This is a genomic window from Ruminococcus sp. MCC718 (assembly GCF_018783905.1).
Lineage (GTDB): Bacteria > Bacillota > Clostridia > Lachnospirales > Lachnospiraceae > Hominisplanchenecus > Hominisplanchenecus faecis.
On record NZ_WQNP01000021.1, the window covers coordinates 14421 to 32634 of the forward strand.

General features: G+C 41.5%; 20 protein-coding genes. All 20 read left to right on the forward strand.

What is annotated here, in order from left to right; all coding sequences use genetic code 11:
* Positions 1-419: 419 nt before the first annotated feature.
* Complete coding sequence (locus GPK60_RS02495; RefSeq protein WP_215658786.1) at positions 420-3464, forward strand: SrtB-anchored collagen-binding adhesin; 3045 nt, start codon at positions 420-422, stop codon at positions 3462-3464.
* Positions 3465-3702: 238 nt separating this feature from the next.
* Entirely contained in the window at positions 3703-4029 is a 327-nt protein-coding gene (locus GPK60_RS02500) for a YdcP family protein (protein WP_055062545.1), read from the forward strand.
* Between the two features lie 15 nt (positions 4030-4044).
* Positions 4045-4428 (forward strand): YdcP family protein, encoded by a 384-nt coding sequence (locus GPK60_RS02505; RefSeq protein WP_008787611.1) that lies wholly within the window; start codon positions 4045-4047, stop codon positions 4426-4428.
* 102 nt (positions 4429-4530) lie between these two features.
* Entirely contained in the window at positions 4531-5172 is a 642-nt protein-coding gene (locus GPK60_RS02510; protein WP_055062546.1) for a DUF3796 domain-containing protein, read from the forward strand.
* A 3-nt stretch (positions 5173-5175) separates the two neighbouring features.
* Positions 5176-5379, forward strand: coding sequence for a helix-turn-helix transcriptional regulator (locus GPK60_RS02515; RefSeq protein WP_008787613.1), 204 nt, complete (start codon positions 5176-5178; stop codon positions 5377-5379).
* Between the two features lie 68 nt (positions 5380-5447).
* Positions 5448-6842 (forward strand): FtsK/SpoIIIE domain-containing protein, encoded by a 1395-nt coding sequence (locus tag GPK60_RS02520; protein ID WP_215658787.1) that lies wholly within the window; start codon positions 5448-5450, stop codon positions 6840-6842.
* Between the two features lie 183 nt (positions 6843-7025).
* The gene (gene mobT / locus GPK60_RS02525; protein ID WP_055180183.1) at positions 7026-8222 is read left to right on the forward strand and encodes a MobT family relaxase; all 1197 of its coding nucleotides are present in this window, start codon (positions 7026-7028) and stop codon (positions 8220-8222) included.
* 11 nt (positions 8223-8233) lie between these two features.
* On the forward strand, positions 8234-8368 hold the full coding sequence (locus tag GPK60_RS02530) for a DUF3789 domain-containing protein (RefSeq protein ID WP_009243011.1): 135 nt from the start codon (positions 8234-8236) through the stop codon (positions 8366-8368).
* Complete coding sequence (locus GPK60_RS02535; RefSeq protein WP_002323342.1) at positions 8369-8590, forward strand: hypothetical protein; 222 nt, start codon at positions 8369-8371, stop codon at positions 8588-8590.
* 67 nt (positions 8591-8657) lie between these two features.
* The gene (locus GPK60_RS02540; RefSeq protein WP_009243012.1) at positions 8658-9077 is read left to right on the forward strand and encodes a nuclear transport factor 2 family protein; all 420 of its coding nucleotides are present in this window, start codon (positions 8658-8660) and stop codon (positions 9075-9077) included.
* Positions 9078-9167: 90 nt separating this feature from the next.
* Positions 9168-9464, forward strand: a complete 297-nt coding sequence (locus GPK60_RS02545; protein ID WP_009243013.1) for a conjugal transfer protein — start codon at positions 9168-9170, stop codon at positions 9462-9464.
* Entirely contained in the window at positions 9383-9886 is a 504-nt protein-coding gene (locus tag GPK60_RS02550; RefSeq protein WP_009321285.1) for an antirestriction protein ArdA, read from the forward strand. The genes GPK60_RS02545 and GPK60_RS02550 overlap by 82 nt, the downstream gene beginning before the upstream one ends.
* A gap of 16 nt (positions 9887-9902) precedes the next feature.
* Entirely contained in the window at positions 9903-10406 is a 504-nt protein-coding gene (locus tag GPK60_RS02555; RefSeq protein ID WP_009243015.1) for an antirestriction protein ArdA, read from the forward strand.
* A gap of 108 nt (positions 10407-10514) precedes the next feature.
* On the forward strand, positions 10515-10913 hold the full coding sequence (locus tag GPK60_RS02560) for a conjugal transfer protein (RefSeq protein ID WP_009243016.1): 399 nt from the start codon (positions 10515-10517) through the stop codon (positions 10911-10913).
* Positions 10891-13341, forward strand: coding sequence for an ATP-binding protein (locus tag GPK60_RS02565; RefSeq protein WP_055180185.1), 2451 nt, complete (start codon positions 10891-10893; stop codon positions 13339-13341). Before GPK60_RS02560 ends, GPK60_RS02565 begins: the two co-directional genes overlap by 23 nt.
* Entirely contained in the window at positions 13341-15548 is a 2208-nt protein-coding gene (locus GPK60_RS02570; RefSeq protein ID WP_009321452.1) for an MFS transporter, read from the forward strand. The genes GPK60_RS02565 and GPK60_RS02570 overlap by 1 nt, the downstream gene beginning before the upstream one ends.
* Positions 15545-16552, forward strand: a complete 1008-nt coding sequence (locus GPK60_RS02575; RefSeq protein WP_215658788.1) for a C40 family peptidase — start codon at positions 15545-15547, stop codon at positions 16550-16552. Before GPK60_RS02570 ends, GPK60_RS02575 begins: the two co-directional genes overlap by 4 nt.
* Positions 16553-16567: 15 nt before the next feature.
* Complete coding sequence (locus GPK60_RS02580; protein ID WP_055282486.1) at positions 16568-17479, forward strand: conjugal transfer protein; 912 nt, start codon at positions 16568-16570, stop codon at positions 17477-17479.
* A gap of 100 nt (positions 17480-17579) precedes the next feature.
* Positions 17580-17783: a helix-turn-helix transcriptional regulator gene (locus GPK60_RS02585; protein ID WP_039930565.1), complete on the forward strand. Its 204-nt coding sequence runs from the start codon at positions 17580-17582 to the stop codon at positions 17781-17783.
* Positions 17780-18193, forward strand: a complete 414-nt coding sequence (locus GPK60_RS02590; RefSeq protein WP_008393100.1) for a hypothetical protein — start codon at positions 17780-17782, stop codon at positions 18191-18193. Before GPK60_RS02585 ends, GPK60_RS02590 begins: the two co-directional genes overlap by 4 nt.
* The last annotated feature ends 21 nt before the right edge of the window (positions 18194-18214 follow it).

Genomic DNA, 18214 nt, shown 5'->3' on the forward strand with positions numbered 1-18214 from the left:
AATGAAACCGCAACTTTTTATGTAAAATCACGAACTTGCACATTTATAGTTAGCACAACGGGTTAAATGAAAAAATACAAATTTTTTATCCGACATTATTGACGTGTAAAAAACTTCATGGTATTTTTATGTATAAAAACACAATAAAAATCTGATTATCCGCTAAAACACAGTATCTATCAGCATTTTCAAGGAAACAAACACATCAATTTACTACTTATTTACTACTAACGAATGAGCCTTGATACGCAAGTTTTCCTAGATATGCAAAGATATGGTACAGCACATCAGTATTGAAACAAGAAAAAATTGAATAACTTATAGACTATGGAACGCCTAAAATGACGTTCCTTTTCTATTTCCAGCCGTTCTTATTGGACGGCTATTTTTTTACCCAAAATGAAAGGAGCATTAGAGTTATGAAAAAGACATGGAAACGATTGTGTACGGGCTTCTTAGCTCTTGCAACTGTCGTTACTGCTTTGCCGACTACACCCGTTCATGCAGAAAGTAAGCAATACTGGACGGAAAGTACAGAGCGTGTCGGTATCGTTGAAAAAGTAATGAATGACGGTTCGATTGGTTCTACCTTTAATGAGGGACATTTGACCGTTGAGGGCGAGGACGCTTACTGTATCGACATCAACACAAATTTTAAGAATGGTTACAAGACCAGAGCTGACGCAAGCACCCGTATGAGTGCCGACCAGATAAGCGACGTTGCCTTATCTATCGAATATGTGAAACAGTACACAGACAGCCACAGCGGAATAAGCAACAATCACGCCTACCTTTTAAGACAGCTTGTTGTCTGGCAGAGATTGAGCGTACATCTTGGCTGGCAATGTGATAATGTGCGAGCTTCTTATGATGAAATTCCAAAGGCAACGCAGGACGAAGTTTTCTCTGGTGCAAAAGCCTTTGTCAAAGAGAATAAAGGACGCTATGAATGTGGCGGTTATATCTACTCTGGCGAGGGACAGGAATTAGGGCAATTCTGGGCGAAGCTGAATGTCGGAAATGCTACACTTCAAAAGACTTCCAGTAATACCGGCATTACAGACGGTAACGGGAATTACTCTATTGCAGGTGCAACATACGGTGTCTTTGCTGATAAGGACTGCATGAAACAGCTTGCCACCCTTACGACTGATGAAAACGGAAATACAGATGTTGTAGAGGTAAAGGCTGGCACAGTTTATATCAAGGAATTATCTGCACCAGCAGGATATAAAGTAGATAAAACTGTATATTCCTTAAAGGTTGAAGCTGGAAAGACAGCGACCTTGAAAGTATCAGATATACCAAAAGTAACGGACACTTTGATTGAGCTTTTCAAGATTGATATGGAAACACAGAAAGTCAATCCGCAGGGAAACGCTTCTTTAGCAGGTGCAGAATTTACATGGAAGTATTATGCTGGCTTCTATAACAAAGACAATCTCCCTGCCGAAGCTACTCGTACATGGGTTACAAAGACAATCGCTGAAACAGACAGCGACGGAACAACCCACTACATCACAAAATTAGCGGACGCATACAAGGTATCTGGCGACAGCTTCTATATGCAGGACGGCAAGGCGGTTCTTCCACTTGGAACGCTAACCGTTGAAGAAACAAAAGCTCCAAACGGATACTTGTTAGAGGGTGCATATATGCAGGCTGGCGATAAGTCCGAACAGATTAAGGGCTTATATGTAACACAGATTACCGAGGACGGCGACCTTGCCGTACTATCTGGAAGTAACCAGTTTTCCGTATCAGACAAGGTTATCCGTGGCGGTGTAAAAATTCAGAAACGAGATTTAGAAACGGGCGATACAAAGCCACAAGGAAGTGCCACTTTGAAAGATACTGCCTTTGACATCATTTCCTTAAATGATAATTCTGTTTTGGTTGAGGGCAAGCTATACAAGAAAAATGAAGTGGTAAAAACAATTCGTACAGATGTTGAGGGTGTCGCTTCTACTTCTTCTGACCTCTTACCTTATGGAAAATTCCGTATCGTTGAAAGTGAAGCTCCAAACGGATATTTGACAGACGGTGCAAAACCGATTGATTTTGCAATCACAGAAAATGGAAAAATCGTGGACTTAACCGACGAAGCCCATTCTATCTATAATCAGATTAAGCGTGGGGATATTGAGGGCGTAAAAATCGGTGCAGGTACACACAAGCGTCTTGCTGATGTTCCCTTTAGGATCACAAGCAAGACGACGGGCGAAAATCATGTAGTGGTAACTGATGATAACGGGCAATTCTCCACTTCTGCTGACTGGGCTTCTCATAAGCACAATACCAACGCAGGCAAGACCAGCGAGGACGGTGTATGGTTTGGAACTTCTGAACCAGACGACAGCAAAGGTGCGTTACCTTACGATACTTATATCATTGAAGAATTACGCTCTGAAAGTAACAAAGGCTTTGAACTTATCCCACCTTTTGAAATCGTGGTATCAAAAAATAACCTTGTGATTGATTTAGGAACGCTGACTGATGAATACGAAAAAGAAATCTCTATCCATACCACAGCGACCAGCAAGGACGGCGAAAAGACTATCCTTGCAGGAAAAGAGGTTACAATCGTTGATATTGTAAAATTGGACGGACTTACAAAAGGCACAAAATATCAGCTCAAAGGCTGGCAGATGTTAAAGGAAGAAAACGCCGAGTTTATCATTGACGGGAAACGTGTAGAAAACGATTATACCTTTATCGCTGATGAGGAAGAAATGAAAGTGGAAATTTCCTATACATTCAATGCGTCTGCTTTAGGTGGCAAGAACCTTGTTACCTTTGAAGAATTGTATGATTTCAGCAATCCAGACGAACCCGTGAAAGTTGCAGAACACAAGGACATTGAGGACGACGGGCAGACCGTACTTATCACAGAGCGTATCATCAAAATTCATACGACTGCTACCGATAAGGACGGCAATAAAGAACTTGAAGCAGGAAAAGACGTTACAATCATTGATACCGTAACCTTAGAGGGATTAGAAGTCGGTACACAGTACAAACTTGTGGGCTGGCAGATGTTGAAAGAAGAAAATGCTGAACTTCTTATCAATGGAAAACGTGTGGAAAGTGATTATACGTTTACTGCCGACAGCGAAACTATGAAAGTGGAAGTTGCCTTTACCTTTGACGCTACTTCTCTTGACGGCAAACAGCTTGTAACTTTTGAGGAATTATACGATTTAAGCAATCCAGACGAGCCGAAGAAAGTTACCGAGCATAAGGATATTGAGGATAAGGGACAGACAATTACCTTTAAGGAAAAGCCAGAAGAACCAGAGAAACCCGAAACACCACCGACACCAGAAAAGCCTAACAGACCTAGCGACAGTCCCAAAACGGGCGACAGTACAAATGTAATGGCATTTGTTGTGATGTTGCTTGCGTCTGCTGGTGGACTGGCTGGAACATATCTTTACAAACGACGTAAAATGAAGAAATCATAAGGCGGTAACGATATGAGGAAAGAAAAATCACGTTCTCCGCCGAAGCTGTCAAACGGCAGACTTTTGCTTATTCTGGCTTGTCTGCCTACAACCTGCAAGAACACGGATAGTCAAGGGTGCGTAAGCATTGATTTTACCCTTTACTATCTGGGGGATTGCTGGTACTTCCCGAACTGCCAGAATAAGAAATCACAATCAATTAACTTATAAAAAATAGAAAGAAACGAGGTAAAACAATATGGAAATGAAATATGTCGTGCCAGATATGGCACAGTCTTTTGGAACTCTTGAATTTGCAGGCGAAAGCGAGCCAGTCTTTGAAAAAGATAAAAATAACCGCAGGGTCTTAACCAGACGAAGCTATAACCTTTATTCTGACGTACAAAAAGGCGAAAATGTTGTGGTAGAAATTCCCGTGCAGGCTGGCGAAAAGCATTTCAAGTATGAGCAGAAAGTAAAACTTGTCAATCCGAAGTTATACGGCAGAGGTTACGCAATCGGGGATATGGGACATACCGATTATGTGTTAGTTGCTGATGATATTGTAGCAGTTGAAGAAAAGTAAAGGAGTGAAGAATTTATGAGATTATCAAACGGGTTTGTTATTGACAAAGAGAAAACATTTGGAGAATTAAAATTTACAGCGGTGCGTGATGTGTTCTTGCAGAATGAGGACGGGACACCGAGTACCCAGCTTAAAAAGCGTATCTATGATTTGAAGTGCAGTCTGCATGGTGGAATTATCCCCGTGTCCGTACCGCCAGAAGTACCGTTAAGGGAATTTCCGTACAATGCAGTTGTGGAGCTTGTCAATCCCGTAGCCGATACGGTATCAAGAAAGACTTATACGGGTGCAGATGTGGACTGGTATGTAAAGGCAGAGGATATTGTATTGAAGAATAAAGGCAACCAGAACGCAGGCAGTCCACAGAACCCTACAACGCAGGGACAGCCGAAGAAATAAAAGTGATGTATTTGTCTTAATTTTGATTGACACAAACAATGAGGAGTGATATATTTATCTCATAAAGATACAAAAACATCTCATTTGAAAGGAGAGATAAATATGTCAAAGAAACAAATTAAAAAAATTATTTTTATGGGGGTAGGGTGTGCTTTATTGCTTATTGTTGGTACAATCTACTCCCTATTATACAATAATGGACGCTGGGTCAAAAATATGGATATGTCGGAATATGTATTTTCTTACAAGGATATTCCTATGTTAGTAATTGGAGCTTTAATAGCACTATATGCTATCTATATAATAATTATCTGCTTTAAAAATGTCTTTTTAAAAAACAGCAGGGAAAAACGATATTCAAGAACAATTTCTCCTTACTGGGGATTTTGTGGAATGTTTGGTTTTCTGGGGTTTGGCGGATTTTGGACATACTATAAATTTGGAGAAATATTTCCTTTTACTTTTTTCATATTTTTTGGTTTTTTCAGTTTTTTCTTTGAAGGTAAACTTTCTCATATCTTAGAAGATGAGCTTTTTCAAGAAAATAAACGTAAGGCACAATTAGAAGCCTACAAGATAGGTTTTAAACTATTATTTGTAGTTATCTGGCTTATGGCAATAGGTATGTTTTCCCGTAATGTTGAATGGTGTGCAATGTTTATGCTGATTTCTGTTTCACTTATCTATGCTCTTGTTCTTTTTCTTAGCAACTATTTATTATATCGTTATGAAAAAAGGGAATAAATTATGGAAGCAAAGTTTGTATGTAATTTAAAAAAATATCGTGTAGCACAAGAATTAACACAAGAACAACTCGCTGACATTGTAGGTGTTCGTCGTGAAACTATTATGAGATTAGAAAAAGCACAATATAATCCGTCACTTAAATTGGCAATAGATATTTCAAGAGCTGTAAAAGCTCCGATAGAAGATATATTTATTTTTGAATAAAGACAGTTTAAAGCAGTTAGTCTTAGGATTGACTGCTTTTTTCGTACACAGAAAGGAGAGATTGTTTTATGCGTAAGATTTGGAATAAAGGACACCGTATCAGAGCCAGCGACAAGCACCTTGTTTACCACTTTTCCATAGGAACGCTTCTGTTTGTATTCGTGGCGGTTCTCCTGCTACTGAATATGAAACAGCTCATGCGTACCGATTGGGAACATTTCAGCTTGTTAGAAAACGGCTTGACGCTCTCCCCTTACAACTTCATAACTATACTGATAGCGACTGGTGTTTGTGCATTGGTCGCTTTTCTGTATTACCGCTTCTATTACGACAGTTTCAAGAAGCTCCTGCACCGTCAAAAGCTGGCAAGAATGATACTGGAAAATAAGTGGTATGAAGCCGATACTGTACAAGACAGCGGTTTTTTTACTGACCTGCAAAGCAGATCAAGGGAAAAAATCGTCTGGTTTCCAAAGATTTATTATCAAATGGAAAAGGGACTGCTTCATATCCGCTGTGAAATCACGCTGGGAAAATATCAAGACCAGCTTTTACGGTTAGAGGATAAGCTGGAAAGTGGCTTGTATTGCGAGCTGACTGACAAGACCCTGCATGACGGCTATATTGAATATACCCTGCTTTATGATATGATAGCGAACCGCATTCCCATTGATGAAGTACGGGCAGAGAACGGCTGTCTTAGACTGATGAAAAATCTTGTCTGGGAATATGACGCACTCCCTCACGCCCTTATCGCTGGTGGGACTGGTGGCGGTAAAACCTATTTTCTGCTGACGCTCATTGAAGCCTTACTGCATACAAACGCTGTCCTTTACATTTTAGACCCAAAGAACAGCGACCTTGCGGACTTGGGAACAGTCATGGGAAACGTGTATCACACCAAAGAAGAAATGGTAGACTGTGTCAATGCTTTTTATGAGGGCATGGTACAGCGAAGCGAGCAAATGAAACGACACCCGAACTATAAGACGGGCGAAAATTACGCCTATCTGGGACTGCCACCCTGCTTTCTTATCTTTGATGAATATGTGGCGTTTTTTGAAATGCTGGGGACAAAAGAAAGTGTGGGCTTACTTAGCCAGTTAAAGAAAATCGTCATGTTAGGACGACAAGCAGGTTATTTCCTTATCGTTGCCTGCCAGCGTCCAGACGCAAAATATTTCTCGGACGGTATCAGAGATAACTTCAATTTCCGTGTGGGATTGGGGCGTATCAGCGAGTTAGGTTACGGTATGCTGTTTGGTTCAGATGTGAAAAAGCAGTTTTTCCAAAAGCGTATCAAAGGGCGTGGCTATTGTGATGTGGGAACAAGCGTCATAAGTGAATTTTACACGCCTTTAGTCCCGAAAGGACATGATTTTTTGCAGACAATCGGTTTTCTTGCACAAGCAAGGCAGGACGGGACGGCGACGTGCGAAGCGAAAGGCGACGGCTCGGACTAGCCGTTGCTGGTGTGGCGTTAGCCACGCCAGCAGGTAAAACCCCTCGGTATCTAACAGAGGGGTACGTTTGCAAATGGACAATAGACAAAAAACATAGGAAACATAAGGCTTATCGCATAGTTTCCTTGCAAAATTCAGATGTGAAGTCGCCTTAAAAAACTTCACACTTTACAGATTGGGGGTATGGTTCTGAATGAAGAACAAGGAATAAAAGAATTACGGGAGAAACGGATTGCTTACGGTATCTCACAAGGCAGGCTGGCGTTGGCTTCTGGTATCACAAGGGAATATCTCAACAAGATAGAAAGCGGAAAAATGAAGCCGTCAAAGGAACTTCTTAATACTCTGCAAAAGGAACTGGCAAAGTTCAATCCAGAAGCACCGCTTACCATGCTGTTTGATTATGTAAAAATCCGTTTTCCCACGCTGGATATACAGCACATCATCAAAGATATATTAAAACTGAATATCAACTATATGCTCCATGAAGATTACGGACATTACAGTTATACGGAGCATTATTCTTTAGGGGACATCTTTATCTATACGTCGGCTGACGAAGAAAAGGGTGTCCTTTTAGAGTTAAAGGGGCGAGGTTGCCGACAGTTTGAAAGTTACTTGCTGGCACAGGAAAGAAGCTGGTATGACTTTCTCATGGACGCACTCGTAGACGGTGGTGTTATGAAGCGTATCGACCTTGCTATCAACGACCATATGGGCATTTTGGATATTCCAGAGCTTGCGGAAAAATGCAGGAAACGGGAATATATCGGAAAGTCCAGAAGTTACAAGTTTTACTTGTCGGGCGAGCTTATCAAGCATAGAGAGGACGACAGAGAATATATGGGGCGTACCCTTTATCTTGGTTCGCTGAAATCCGATGTGTATTTCTGTATCTATGAAAAGGACTATGAGCAGTACGTCAAGTTCGGGATACCGCTGGAAGAAGCCGATATTATCAACCGTTTTGAGATACGGCTACGGAATGAACGTGCCTATTATGCAGTACGAGATTTGCTGACGTATTATGACGCAGAGCAGACCGCCTTTTCTATCATCAACCAGTATGTGCGGTTTGTTGATGAAGAACCCGACAAACGAAAAAGCGACTGGAAACTCAATGACCGCTGGGCTTGGTTTATCGGCGATAACAGACAGAGCTTGAAGCTGACGACAAAGCCAGAGCCGTACACCTTAGACCGCACGTTGCGTTGGGTACAACGGCAGGTAGCACCGACCTTGAAAATGCTGAAAAAGATTGATAAGGGAAATGGTACAGATTACATGGAAACAATCGAACAGCAGGCAAAGCTCACAGAAAAGCATGAAATGATAATCAAACAGCAGACGACCCCTGCAAAAGATTTAGTAGAAAGTTAGGAGTGATAAAAATGTGGGTATTATTAAAAGATTTCCTGCTGGTATCTATGGGAATGGGTATCGGTGTAGTCTTGATGTGTATTTTGAATGTCGGCAAAGAAGCTGACTATGAAATGAAACAATTAAAAGAAAGCGAGGACAATTAAATGAATTTCGGACAAAATTTGTATCAATGGTTTTTATCAAACGCACAGAGCTTAGTGCTTATGGCGATTGTGGTTATCGGTATCTACTTAGGGTTCAAGCGTGAGTTTTCCAAACTTATCGGCTTTTTGGTAGTTGCCTTGATTGCTGTCGGCTTGGTATTCAATGCTGGCGGTGTGAAAGATGTACTGTTAGAGCTGTTCAATAAGATTATCGGTGCATAAAATTTTATTGTGGGGCTGATGTATGGGTGCTATAATGTGAAAAAAGAAGTAATCGAGGTGTTCTATTTTGAATGAGAGAGAAAAAATTATTCGTTTATGGTTTGATATGTGGTTGAAACAGCAAGACTTAGGAATGGATAAAATTTTTACAGAAGATGTTGTTTATACGGAAAGCTGGTGTCCTAAATATGAAAATCTTAAAACAGTAAAACATTGGTTTAATGAATGGAATACTCGTGGTAAAGTCATTATTTGGGATATTAAACAGTTCTTTCATAAAGAAAATCAAACTGTCGTAGAATGGTATTTTAAAAATGAAATGAATACGGGAAGCGTTGAAGAATTTGACGGTATTTCCTTAATTGAATGGACAGAAGATAACAAAATCAAATCATTAAAAGAATATGGTTGCAATCTGAATAACTATAATCCATATCAACACAGCGATAACCCTCAATTTAGAGATGAAAAAACAAACTGGTTTTAAAACTTAATCAAATTATATCCATATACATAAAGCAGTTAGTCTTAGGATTGACTGCTTTTTTCTTACCTAAAATCAGATTGGAGTGATGACATGAACGATATTTTTAAGGATATGCAGGCAAAAGTCGGCTGTGAATACATTTCCGACCTGCCCTCTTACAAGCGTAAGGTGTGGCAGGAAATGAAACGACTGAACCCTGCCGACTATGAAGAAAAACAGTTAGAAGATTTTTCAAAGTATGTGTTTGGTATGTCGTACCAGACCTTACAAGATGTGATGAAACAACAGAAAGGACGTGAGGAACAATGCAGGAAACAAGGGTGCTGGTGGAAACGAAAGGAACAACTGGCGAAGAAACAATATCATACTGGTTTGAACTGCCGATAGATGTTGCCGAGTTTGAAGAAAAGTTAGGTATCGGTGCAGAAAGTGGGGATTACCGTATTATCGAAAAGGTGTTGCCTTATGCTGATGAAGTCCACGAACATACAAGCGTGTACCAGCTCAACGAATTAGATTTTATGTACCGCCAGCTTTCAAGTGATATGCAGGAAGAATATGTATCACTACTTACGGTGTTTGAGAATTTAGAAGCACTTTATATTTGCAGGAACGTGATTACGATTTATCCCGACTGCAAAAGCATGATAGATGTTGCAAAGCAAAAGCTGATGAACGACCCGACATTTAAGCATTTATCCGAGGACTGTCAAGAATATTACTTTGACTTTGAAGCCTACGCTTCTCACTTGCAGGAACACGGGAAATTTTTAGTAACAGAACACGGTATCTTTGAACTGCCAGAGTAGGAAATGAGGTGTGCTTATGATTGATGATATGGCGGTTTATATTGCTAATCTTGGCAAATACAACGAGGGCTATTTAGTCGGTGCTTGGTTCACATTTCCCATTGACGAGGAAGATGTAAAAGAAAAAATCGGCTTGAATGAACAGTATGAGGAATACGCTATCCATGATACCGACAACTTCCCCATTGGCATAGGGGAATATGTTTCCATTGAAGAACTCAATGAGATGTATGAAATGATAGCGGAACTTCCCGACTATATCGTAGAGTGTCTGGACGAATTTATCAGCCACTATGGGACGCTGGAAGAAGTCGTGGAACATAAGGACGATATTTACTATTATCCCGACTGTGAAACCATGACAGATGTTGCCTACTACTACATAGACGAATTGCAGGCACTTGGGGACATTCCACCCAGCTTACAGAATTACATTGACTATGAAGCCTACGGGCGAGATTTGGATATGGGCGGTTGCTTTATTGAAACAAGCCGAGGTATGTGCGAGATACCATATTAACGCTGGAAGATCAGCGACAAGCATTGTTGCTACTGACAGCGTATTTCTCTTTTAAGGGACAGTCTGAAAATGGCTGTCCTTTTCTATTTTGAAAGGAGCTGAAAGAACTTGAAAAAGATTAAAAGCTACACGGGTATCTGGAACGTGGAAAAAGTCTTATATGCAATCAATGACTTTAACTTACCCTTTCCCGTTACTTTTACACAGATTACATGGTTTGTGATTACGGAATTTCTCATCATTTTGTTTGGGGATATTCCCCCACTTTCCATGATTGAGGGAGCATTTCTCAAATACTTTGGTATTCCCGTTGCTCTCACTTGGTTCATGTCGCAGAAAACCTTTGACGGAAAGAAGCCGTACAGCTTTTTGAAATCACAGATAACCTATGCCCTGCGACCAAAAATCACTTATGCAGGAAAAGCCGTAAAACTGCATAAGCAGATATTGAATGAAACAATCACGGCAGTAAGGAGTGTGAACTATGTTCCCGATAAAATATATTGACAATAACCTTGTCTGGAACAAGGACAATGAGGTGTTCGCCTACTATGAGCTGATACCATACAACTATTCTTTTCTATCCGCAGAGCAGAAATTTATCGTGCATGACAGTTTCCGACAGCTTATCGCACAGTCCCGTGAGGGTAAAATTCATGCGTTGCAGATTGCCACAGAAAGCTCAATCCGCAGTATGCAGGAACAGTCAAAGAAACTGGTAACTGGAAAATTAAAGGAAGTTGCCTGCCAGAAGATAGACGAACAGACCGAAGCGTTAGTATCTATGATTGGGGACAATCAAGTGGACTACCGCTTTTTTCTTGGCTTTAAGCTCATGGTTACGGAAGAACAGCTCAATCTGAAGAACATCAAAAAATCGGCGTGGCTGACGTTCACGGAATTTCTCCATGAAGTGAACCACACGCTGATGAATGATTTTGTTTCCATGCCGAATGATGAAATCAACCGTTACATGAAAATGGAAAAGTTACTGGAAAATAAAATCTCCCGTCGCTTTAAGGTGCGTCGCTTGGAAATCAATGATTTTGGGTATCTCATGGAACATCTTTACGGCAGGGACGGTATTGCCTATGAAGATTATGAGTACCAGCTACCAAAGAAGAAATTGAACAAAGAAACGCTGATAAAATACTACGACCTTATCCGTCCGACAAGGTGTGTGATTGAGGAAAGCCAGCGGTATTTAAGATTGGAACATGAGGACAAGGAAAGTTATGTGTCCTATTTTACCGTCAATGCGATTGTAGGCGAGCTTGATTTTCCGTCAAGTGAAATCTTCTATTTCCAGCAACAGCAATTCACATTCCCCGTTGATACTTCTATGAATGTAGAAATCGTGGAAAATCGGAAAGCATTAACGACCGTCCGCAACAAGAAAAAGGAACTGAAAGACCTTGATAATCACGCCTATCAAGCAGGAAGTGAAACCAGCTCAAATGTGGTGGACGCTTTAGACAGCGTGGACGAGCTGGAAACTGATTTAGACCAGACAAAAGAAAGTATGTATAAGTTAAGCTACGTCATACGGGTGTCTGCACCCGATCTTGACGAGCTGAAACGCCGTTGTGATGAAGTCAAGGACTTTTACGACGACCTCAATGTAAAGCTGGTGCGTCCTGCTGGGGATATGCTGGGGCTTCATTCTGAATTTTTACCAGCCAGCAAGCGATATATCAATGACTATGTGCAGTATGTAAAATCAGATTTTTTAGCTGGGCTTGGCTTTGGTGCGACACAGCAGTTAGGAGAAACTACGGGTATCTATATGGGCTATTCTGTTGATACGGGAAGAAATGTGTACCTGCAACCGTCCCTTGCCAGTCAAGGTGTAAAAGGTACAGTTACCAACGCTTTAGCGTCTGCTTTTGTCGGTTCGCTTGGCGGTGGGAAATCGTTCTGTAACAATCTTCTGGTATATTATGCGGTGCTGTTTGGCGGTCAAGCACTTCTGTTAGACCCTAAAAGTGAGCGTGGTAACTGGAAAGAAACGCTCCCAGAGATTGCACATGAAATCAATATCGTAAATCTTACCAGCGATAAGGACAATGCAGGGCTTCTTGACCCGTTTGTGATTATGAAGAATGTAAAAGACGCTGAAAGTCTGGCAATCGACATCTTAACATTCCTTACGGGTATTTCTTCAAGGGACGGCGAAAAATTCCCAGTACTTCGTAAGGCAGTACGCTCCGTTACCCAGAGCGACAGTCGGGGCTTGCTCCATGTGATAGACGAGCTACGCCGTGAAGATACGCCCATATCAAGAAATATCGCAGACCATATCGACAGCTTCACGGACTACGACTTTGCACACCTGCTGTTTTCAGACGGTACGGTAGAAAATGCTATCAGTCTGGATAATCAGCTCAATATCATTCAAGTAGCCGACCTTGTACTGCCAGATAAAGATACCACTTTTGAAGAATACACGACCATTGAATTGTTGTCTGTGTCTATGCTGATTGTGATTAGTACCTTTGCCCTTGATTTTATCCATTCGGACAGAAGCATTTTTAAGATTGTCGATTTAGACGAAGCGTGGGCGTTCTTAAATGTGGCACAAGGAGAAACCTTATCAAATAAGCTGGTTCGTGCTGGGCGAGCTATGCAGGCAGGCGTTTATTTCGTTACACAATCTTCTGGCGACGTGTCAAAGGAAAGTCTGAAAAACAATATCGGCTTGAAATTTGCCTTTCGTTCTACTGACGTCAACGAGATAAAACAGACCTTAGAATTTTTCGGTATCGACAAGGACGACGAAAACAACCAGAAACGGCTTCGTGATTTGGAGAACGGACAATGCTTATTGCAGGACTTATACGGACGTGTCGGTGTGGTACAGATACACCCCGTCTTTGAAGAACTGCTACACGCCTTTGATACCAGACCGCCCGTACAGAGAAATGAGGTGGAGTGATGAAAGAAAGGGTAAAAGGTGCGTTCACAAAAAAGAAGATTTTCCACTTTCTCAAAATGGCTCTGTTCGTGGTGGCACTCTCCCTTATCCTGCTTTCACTTCTGGGGACGGTAGCTCATGCAACGGGGCTTGTGGACGATACCATAAACGCAGAAAATCTGTATTCAAAATATCCGTTGTCGAATTACCAGCTTGATTTTTATGTAGATAATAGCTGGTCGTGGCTTCCGTGGAACTGGCTGGACGGTATCGGAAAATCGGTGCAGTATGGACTTTACTGTATTACCAACTTTGTCTGGACGATAAGCCTTTATTTAAGTAATGCAACGGGCTATGTGGTGCAGGAAGCCTATAAACTTGATTTTATTAACGATATGGCAGACAGTATCGGAAAGAGCATACAGACCCTTGCAGGCGTTACTTCAAACGGCTTTTCCAGCTCTGGCTTCTATGTTGGCTTTCTGCTTCTCATTATCTTGGTGGTGGGACTTTATGTTGCTTATACGGGACTGATTAAACGGGAAACCAGCAAGGCACTTCACGCTGTTATCAACTTTGTGGTGGTGTTCGTGCTGTCCGCTTCATTTATTGCCTATGCTCCCGACTACATTAAGAAGATAAATGAATTTTCATCAGACATCAGTACCGCTTCTTTAGACTTGGGAACGAAAATCATGCTCCCTAATTCTGACAGTGAGGGCAAGGATAGCGTGGACTTGATACGGGACAGCTTATTTTCTATTCAAGTGGAACAGCCGTGGTTACTCTTGCAATTCGGGAACAGCAACGCAGAAGAAATCGGGGCAGACCGTGTAGAAGCTCTTGTATCGGCAAGCCCAGAGGACGAGGATGGGAAAACTAGAGAGGAAGTCGTGAAAACAGAAATCGAAGATAACGACAACAACAATCTGACGATACCGCAGGTCGTGAACCGTTTAGGCATGGTGTTCTTCCTCTTGTTCTTCAACTTAGGTATCACGATATTTGTATTCTTGCTTACGGGCATGATGTTGTTCAGCCAGATACTTTTTATTATCTTTGCAATGTTTTTACCTATCAGTTTTCTACTTTCCATGATACCGAGCTATGAAAGCATGGTAAAACAGGCAATCGTGAGGGTGTTTAATACCATTATGACACGGGCAGGAATAACGCTCATTGTAACGGTGGCGTTCAGCATTTCCAGTATGTTTTATAACATTTCCACGGACTATCCGTTCTTCATGGTGGCGTTCTTGCAGATAGTATGTTTTGCTGGTATCTATATGAAGCTGGGCGATTTAATGAGTATGTTCTCTTTGAACGCTAATGATAGTCAAAGCATGGGACGAAGAATTTTCCGCAGACCGTATCTGTTTATGCGACATAGAGCTAGGCGTATGGAACACCGTATTGCAAGGGCGGTAAGTGCTGGCGGTATTTCGGGCGGTGTGGCTGGTGCGGTGGCTGGAAGTGCCGTTGCTGGCAAGAGGGCTGAAAGAAAAAATACAGCTTCTAAAGAAAATCGGGGCAATATCACTTCCAGCATGGGACAGCGTGCAGGCTCAAAGGTGGGTGCTGTCTTAGATACGAAAAATAAAGTGAAAGATAAGGCAAACGCTGTCAAAGAGAATATCAAGGATATACCGACACAGACTGCTTATGCGGTATATTCCGCAAAGGAAAAGGCAAAGTCCAGCGTGTCCGACTTCAAGCGTGGCATGGTGCAGGAACAGCAGTCCAGACAGTCGGGACGATTGGAAAAGCAGGAACAGCGTAAGAAAAATATCGCTGACAAACGTATGGAGCTTCAAAAGGCACAAGAAGCAAGGCAGGCACGAAAGACGGACGGATCAGCGACAACGGGAGCTACCCGTCCCCATGAGCGACCAGCCACAACTTCAATCATTCCAAAACCGAGTGCGGAAAAAACGCAGGAAGTGAAACGTCCTGCCACAGCGACCACTTCAAAAGCAAGTGAGCCAGTCAAGACAAATGTTATCAAAGAGCGTCCGTTATCTTCTGGTGCTTCTGATAGAAAAGCGACCCAGTCGGCACAGCCAGCACATAGGCAGAATGTAGAAAAAGTAGTATCGCAGGAAACACGCCAGAATTACACCAAAGACCGCAGGACAAAGGTTCAGCAGACGCAGAGCGTCCAGAAGAACCAGCAGACCACAGAGAAAACTCGTAACCTTGTAACGAAGAAAGGACAGAAGAAAAAATGAAACTGAAACATATCGCTATCATTGGCAGTCTGTTTCCTATCCTCTTTTCCGTAGTTCTTTTCTTTGGTGTCTTGATTAGTGCGGACAGCGACGACGAGAACAGCAACTTTTCTTCTGGCATTACGGGTATGAACCTATCCGCAGAAGTTTTGAAACATCAGCCTATGGTGGAAAAATACGCCAGAGAAAACGGTATCTCCGAGTATGTCAATGTACTGCTTGCTATCATTCAAGTAGAAAGTGGCGGTACGGCAGAAGATGTTATGCAGAGTTCGGAAAGTCTTGGTTTACCACCTAACTCTTTAGGTACAGAAAGTTCAATCAAGCAGGGGTGTAAGTATTTTGCGTCCCTGCTTTCTTCCTGCAAAAATCAAGGTATCGACGATTTGAATGTAGCGATACAGTCCTATAACTATGGCGGTGGCTATGTGGGATATGTGGCAGGAAAAGGAAAGAAACACACTTTTAATCTTGCAGAGAGCTTCGCTCGTGAGAAATCGGGTGGAAAGAAAATAACCTACACCAACCCGATAGCTGTTGCGAAGAACGGGGGCTGGCGGTATGGCTATGGAAATATGTTCTATGTGGAATTAGTCAATCAGTATTTAACTGTTTCGCAGGTATCGGGAGAGCTGGCACAAAAGGTAATGAATGAAGCGTTGAAATATCAAGGCTGGAAATATGTGTATGGCGGTAGCAATCCCAACACTTCTTTTGACTGTTCGGGACTGACGCAATGGTGTTATGGAAAAGCTGGTATCTCCTTACCGAGAACGGCACAAGCACAGTATGACGCTACCCAACATCTTCCACTTTCGCAGGCAAAGGCTGGGGACTTGGTGTTTTTTCATTCTACCTATAATGCTGGAAGTTATGTAACACACGTTGGTATTCTCGTTTCGCCGACACAGATGTACCATGCAGGCAACCCGATAGGATATGCAGACCTAAGTAGTAGTTACTGGCAACAGCACTTAATCGGTGCAGGACGAGTAAAACAATAGAAAGGACTTGAAAATATGTTTAAGAAGAATAAGAAACAGACAGAAACTATCAAAGAACCAAAAGAAAAAAAGGTGCGTACTGTTAAGGTAGGCACACATAAGAAAGCCGTGATTGCGTTGTGGGTGGTACTTATTGCAAGCGTGAGCTTCGGGGTGTATAAGAATTTTACGGCTATCGACCAGCACACGACCCATGAAAAAGAAATCATTGAACTTCGCTTGCAGGACACCAACGGGATAGAAAATTTCGTGAAGAACTTTGCGAAGTCCTATTACACATGGAATAACAGCAAAGAAGCGATTGAAGCAAGAACGCAGGCAATCAACGGTTATCTGACAAAGGAATTGCAGGACTTGAATGTGGATACCATTAGAACCGATATACCGACCAGTTCCACGGTTACAGATGTGATTGTGTGGAATATCGAACAGTCGGGAACGGACACTTTTTCTGCCACCTACGAAGTAGATCAGCAGATAAAAGAGGGAGAACAGACAACAGCAATTAAAGCAACCTATACCGTGAAAGTCCATGTGGACGCTGACGGGGATATGGTAATCGTTCAGAACCCTACCCTTGCACCAGCAATCGAAAAATCAGACTATGAGCCAAAGACACCAGAAGCAGACGCAAGCGTGGACGCTGATACCGTAAATGACGCTACCTCATTTTTGGAAACATTCTTTAAGCTCTACCCGACAGCTACAGAAAAAGAACTTGCTTACTATGTATCGGGAAATGTGCTTGAACCTATCGGCAGGGACTACTTTTATTCTGAATTGGTAAACCCTATCTTTATAAAGGACGGCGACAATGTAAAAGTCAAGGTTGCCGTGAAGTTCCTTGATAATCAGACAAAAGCGACGCAAGTATCGCAGTATGAGCTTGTATTACATAAGGATAGCAACTGGAAGATTGTAGGTTAATAAAATATGGAAAGTTTGCTTGACATTCTTTGCTCGCAGGAGTATCATAAGATTAGAAAAGGAAAGTAAACTTTCCATTCGTTCAAGAAAGGGGTATGTTGTGAAAAATCGTTTAGAAGAATTACGAAAACAAAGAGGTATTAAACAAGAAGATTTAGCGACTGCTCTTGAAGTATCTCGTCAAACAATAGGCTCTTTAGAAAATGGACGCTACAATCCCTCTATTATGTTAGCCTTTAAAATTGCAAGGTACTTTCAAATGAGCATTGAAGAAATTTTTATTTATGAGGAGGAAAGTAAATGAAGCATAAGATACAAAAAGTAGAATTATTTGTCGGTGTAATAGTTCTTTTAGGTGGTTTACTAACTTATGGTTTAGGAGTACATCAACTATTACCTGTACCTCGTCCAGATTTGGTTGTCTATGGTACAACACTTATTGGAATAATATTGATTTTAATGGGGTGTGATATATTCAGTAAGCCGACAAAAGAAATGCAAATATTAGAAAATGATGAAAGAAATATCGCAATTACTAATGCTTCTCTTGCGAATGCTTATAAAGTAACACTTACATTATTGGTTCTTGTATTATTTGCTCTTATCTTTATGGGATATATGAGTAAAGTTGTATTTTTTTCGATAGTAGGAGTTATTGCTATCGGACAAATCACATGGGTTATAACAGCTCGTTATTTAGATAAGAAAATGTAGTCTTTTGAAAGGTGGAATTAA

Excerpts from the sequence above, each read along its gene's own strand:
- GPK60_RS02530 (WP_009243011.1), top strand. The coding sequence starts at position 8,234 with ATGTGGGTATTATTAAAAGATTTCCTGCTGGTATCTATGGGAATGGGT.
- GPK60_RS02565 (WP_055180185.1), top strand. The coding sequence starts at position 10,891 with ATGTTCCCGATAAAATATATTGACAATAACCTTGTCTGGAACAAGGAC.
- GPK60_RS02515 (WP_008787613.1), top strand. The coding sequence starts at position 5,176 with ATGGAAGCAAAGTTTGTATGTAATTTAAAAAAATATCGTGTAGCACAA.
- mobT (WP_055180183.1), top strand. The coding sequence starts at position 7,026 with ATGGTTCTGAATGAAGAACAAGGAATAAAAGAATTACGGGAGAAACGG.
- GPK60_RS02510 (WP_055062546.1), top strand. The coding sequence starts at position 4,531 with ATGTCAAAGAAACAAATTAAAAAAATTATTTTTATGGGGGTAGGGTGT.
- GPK60_RS02545 (WP_009243013.1), top strand. The coding sequence starts at position 9,168 with ATGAACGATATTTTTAAGGATATGCAGGCAAAAGTCGGCTGTGAATAC.
- GPK60_RS02550 (WP_009321285.1), top strand. The coding sequence starts at position 9,383 with ATGCAGGAAACAAGGGTGCTGGTGGAAACGAAAGGAACAACTGGCGAA.
- GPK60_RS02590 (WP_008393100.1), top strand. The coding sequence starts at position 17,780 with ATGAAGCATAAGATACAAAAAGTAGAATTATTTGTCGGTGTAATAGTT.
- GPK60_RS02520 (WP_215658787.1), top strand. The coding sequence starts at position 5,448 with ATGCGTAAGATTTGGAATAAAGGACACCGTATCAGAGCCAGCGACAAG.
- GPK60_RS02505 (WP_008787611.1), top strand. The coding sequence starts at position 4,045 with ATGAGATTATCAAACGGGTTTGTTATTGACAAAGAGAAAACATTTGGA.
- GPK60_RS02555 (WP_009243015.1), top strand. The coding sequence starts at position 9,903 with ATGATTGATGATATGGCGGTTTATATTGCTAATCTTGGCAAATACAAC.
- GPK60_RS02575 (WP_215658788.1), top strand. The coding sequence starts at position 15,545 with ATGAAACTGAAACATATCGCTATCATTGGCAGTCTGTTTCCTATCCTC.
- GPK60_RS02500 (WP_055062545.1), top strand. The coding sequence starts at position 3,703 with ATGGAAATGAAATATGTCGTGCCAGATATGGCACAGTCTTTTGGAACT.
- GPK60_RS02495 (WP_215658786.1), top strand. The coding sequence starts at position 420 with ATGAAAAAGACATGGAAACGATTGTGTACGGGCTTCTTAGCTCTTGCA.
- GPK60_RS02570 (WP_009321452.1), top strand. The coding sequence starts at position 13,341 with ATGAAAGAAAGGGTAAAAGGTGCGTTCACAAAAAAGAAGATTTTCCAC.
- GPK60_RS02535 (WP_002323342.1), top strand. The coding sequence starts at position 8,369 with ATGAATTTCGGACAAAATTTGTATCAATGGTTTTTATCAAACGCACAG.
- GPK60_RS02580 (WP_055282486.1), top strand. The coding sequence starts at position 16,568 with ATGTTTAAGAAGAATAAGAAACAGACAGAAACTATCAAAGAACCAAAA.